This is a genomic window from Parasporobacterium paucivorans DSM 15970 (genome assembly GCF_900141895.1).
In the GTDB taxonomy this organism is placed as follows: Bacteria; Bacillota; Clostridia; order Lachnospirales; family Lachnospiraceae; genus Parasporobacterium; species Parasporobacterium paucivorans.
Map to the genome: position 1 here is coordinate 1 of NZ_FQYT01000042.1, position 3,612 is coordinate 3,612.

Genomic DNA, 3,612 nt, shown 5'->3' on the forward strand with positions numbered 1-3,612 from the left:
TAGAATACAGACTCAACCTCTTGGCTGCATAAAGAAATAGCGTAGCAGCTAAAAAGCTACTACGCTATAAAGTCTAACTTATTGGGGTCACATCAGGTTCATAATCCCTTGCACCGCTTTTTTTGAAATTTTTTATTTAACTGTATAACCAGGAATAAATTCCGGATTAATAGTATTTATTGTTACACCCGAGAACTTTCCGGCAGCAACAATATTGGCCTCGTACTGCCATTTGTCGCTCTTCGTCCACTGGGCTGTGCTCAGTGGAACTGCCATAATATGCTTCTCATCAAACGATAATTTGCCATAGACACCTTCGTAATCAACAGCTGCGATTGCATCACGAATTGTCGCTGGTTCCAGATTCTCACAGCTCGTAAACGTTTCATTAAGAACTTCAAACAAAGCAATATCCCATCCTAAAGAAGTTGCAGGATACTGAGTTCCTTTTTCAGTTTCCCATGCCGCTGCAATTTCTTCGCAAGTCAATCCGAGCAGAGAAGATGTGAATGGTAAAGTACGGTCCCAGTGATTTTCTGTCATCAATCCTTCGCCCATACCCTCGCCTAAGGCAGCGACGTCAGATCCATAAGCTATCGCTTTGCCGATAATCATGGCTTTAGGTACATATCCAAGCTGCTTGAACTGACCCCATGCCGTTGTAAAGTTCGGCAATATCTGATTTCCGATTACTATGTCACAATCTGCACTTTTAAGCTGCGTTATAATATTTGTATAGTCTGTAGTCGCCATGGTAAAACGACCTGGATCAACAACTTCATAACCACGCTCTGGCAGCATTTTAGCCAACATAGCCGAGAATGTTACACCATCAACTTCACTGTCAAAAAGGAAGCCAACCTTTTTGTTGTTTTCGCCCAATTTATCCAGAGCATCAATGTAGCTTGTCATCATATCTTCAACATAGAACATTATGCCGTAAGACCATGTATAAGGTCCGCCTGCAAGCCAGGAATCAGCAGGGCTGTTGGAAATCAGGCAAGGAACCTGATAACGTTCAGCAATCGCTGCAACTGGTGTGGATGTTTCAGGTGTCCAGGAGCCGGTGAGGATATCCACCTTATCATCAAGAACAAGCTTACTTGCAACCTCGGAAGCTTTGGTAGCATTTGACTCAGAATCCGCCTTGATTACACGAACCGGCAGTTTCTTGTCATACGCCTTGATGTAGATTCCTCCATCCGCGTTAATCTTTTCCAGTGATTTTTCCATGACCCAGTCAAAATTGACAGTAAACATTGAGAGCGGACCTGTAAAAGGTGCTACATAGCCGATGACAATTTCCGTCTTGTCAGTACCGGCCCCACTTGTTGTTTCGTCAGTTCCTCCGCTTCCACATCCAGCCAGAACTGCCGGCACGAGAAGAACCAGTGACAACAAAAGTGCGAAAACTTTTGTAATCTTTTTCATCCTTTTCTTTCCTCCTTATATTTAATACCTACAAAATATCGCTTCAAAAAGCGATATCCTATGTTGATTTTATACTAAATACACAGAAAACACAATAACAATTATGAATACATACATACACTTTCTCACCGCATTTATCAAAAACAAAAAGTGCTTCAGGTCACTCCCCCCAGCGCCGTTATGCTGCGGAAACTTTTTCAGATCAATCAGAATACACGCTTTTGATCCCTGACTCCTTTTCGATATGTGCCTGTAACGTAGGTATATGACTAAGCTTTGGTTCTTTGCTGGAATAAACCAACGTTACATTTCCATTTTTCAAATGATCCTTGATTAGAGTTGTAAATTCCTCAAAATAGGGATTGTGCTCCAATTCTTGTTCATAATCTGCGGCGAAGGAATCGTAATCCAACACACCCTGATGATATGCCTGACGCAACGCAGTGGAAGGAGAAATCAACTTTGACCAATTATCCAGCGCTGCCCTTTCCTTCTTCAAACCTCTGGGCCATAACCTGTCAACCAAAATCCGGTATCCATCTTCCCTGGATGCTGGTTTATACACCCGTTTCCAAAACAATGCACTCACAGTTATATCCTCCTTCGACTTTACTGCTGCATGGCGCCATGTTTCATATGCTTCTATTATAACACAAAAAAGAAAGCCCCTGCATTTTGACAGCAAGGACTGTTTTTTATAAATTTTGTATCAGAAATTTGTATCAGAATAATATATCATCTTATCTCCATTCTGCTTACGATACTATTTCATAGCGCTTTTATCTATGCGAAATCTTTTCCGTAATTCCAACATTTTCCTATTACTTTTCCTGTAGATAAATATTGAGCATTCTGAAACTCAAATAAAACAGGGCTTATTTTTTCGTAATCAATTTTTCCTTTTTCATTCAAATATTCCTCTTGTACATAGGTATGAACGGGTTTAAGAATATAGTTGTTAAAAGAACCAACTTCGAATACATCTATGACTTCACACTCCATGGTAAGTGGTGCTTCATCAATGATCGGGGCTGCTTCTAATTCGCCAAAATGATATTTAAAAACATTAGATTTATCGGTTTTTGCTCCTTTCGCGATTCCACAATAATCTGCCGCTTCAAGCATATCCTGATTAACCAGGTTTACTGAAACTGTTTGGTTATTTTTTATTCCCTGATTTGATAATTCATGGTTTTTATCTACGCTAATTAATAAACTTCCATGATCAACGACACCAACATGTGCAATCGTCAGCCAGTTTACTCTGCCCTCCACTACAGTTCCACAAACCGTCACTGGTGTTGGATATAATCCCATGACTGAACCAATATTTTTTTGCATAATTAAATCTCCTTAAAATTTTTATGATATAACGTAATCTTTCTTAGTCCAATAATTTTGTTGTATACAGAATCGACTCATGCTATTATGGTAACACATATTTTCATTTTAACAAGAATGCACTTTTTTGATATATAGTACCCAAAAAGATAGTGAGGAGATTAATGATGGCTAAAAACGAAACATATACCTGTCCTGTCGATGCCGCAATAAGTATTGTAGGCGGAAAATATAAGGTAGTTATTCTATACCACTTAACAGCTGGAACTCTAAGATTTAATGAATTACAAAAACTAATTCCAAATGCCACACCAAAGATGCTGACTCAACAGTTAAGAGAACTTGAAGGAAGTGGGTTAATCTCACGTACAGTCTATCCTGTTGTTCCTCCGAAAACCGAATATAACTTAACTGATTTTGGCAAAACTCTTATGCCAGTGTTAGAAGCATTGTGTAAATGGGGCAAAACTTATATATTTGATGACAAAAAGTAAAGACAAAATATTTTTACGTATCTTTCCGAACTTTAACATTGCTTTCATTTTCTCAGAATCTCATACCGAAAGTATGTCTGAGTATATGGGTTTAAATACTCCAGTTTCTGCCTGGACTCCATGGGTTTTAGGATGCTTTATTTGATAAGCTTCTAGAGTTCAAGAGGCTCCATTCCTGAACTGGTCGAAACCGGTATTAACAGTTAACCTTTTAGGCAGCAGAAACGACCACGCAAAAAAGCCCCTGCATTTTGAACTGCTTCCCGTCAAGTAGACAATTGAAAAAATATAAATCTTTTCTGCCAGTAGATAACCTACTGGCAGTTTTTACGCCGCTTGTAAATAC

At 39.1% G+C, this 3,612-nt stretch carries 4 protein-coding genes; 1 reads left to right on the forward strand and 3 read right to left on the reverse strand.

The genetic code is table 11. From position 1 onward, the window contains the following. Positions 1 to 132: 132 nt before the first annotated feature. The 3 genes from BUA79_RS12055 to BUA79_RS12065 all read right to left on the reverse strand — a co-directional run bounded on the left by BUA79_RS12055 (position 133) and on the right by BUA79_RS12065 (position 2,772). The gene (locus BUA79_RS12055; protein WP_073994662.1) at positions 133 to 1,431 is read right to left on the reverse strand and encodes an ABC transporter substrate-binding protein; all 1,299 of its coding nucleotides are present in this window, start codon (positions 1,429 to 1,431) and stop codon (positions 133 to 135) included. A gap of 202 nt (positions 1,432 to 1,633) precedes the next feature. After that, the gene (locus BUA79_RS12060; protein ID WP_073994663.1) at positions 1,634 to 2,020 is read right to left on the reverse strand and encodes a DUF488 domain-containing protein; all 387 of its coding nucleotides are present in this window, start codon (positions 2,018 to 2,020) and stop codon (positions 1,634 to 1,636) included. 194 nt (positions 2,021 to 2,214) lie between these two features. After that, positions 2,215 to 2,772: a flavin reductase family protein gene (locus tag BUA79_RS12065; protein WP_073994664.1), complete on the reverse strand. Its 558-nt coding sequence runs from the start codon at positions 2,770 to 2,772 to the stop codon at positions 2,215 to 2,217. Positions 2,773 to 2,939: 167 nt separating this feature from the next. On the opposite strand from BUA79_RS12065, the gene BUA79_RS12070 reads away from it, so the two are divergent. Further along, positions 2,940 to 3,266: a winged helix-turn-helix transcriptional regulator gene (locus tag BUA79_RS12070; RefSeq protein WP_073994665.1), complete on the forward strand. Its 327-nt coding sequence runs from the start codon at positions 2,940 to 2,942 to the stop codon at positions 3,264 to 3,266. The last annotated feature ends 346 nt before the right edge of the window (positions 3,267 to 3,612 follow it).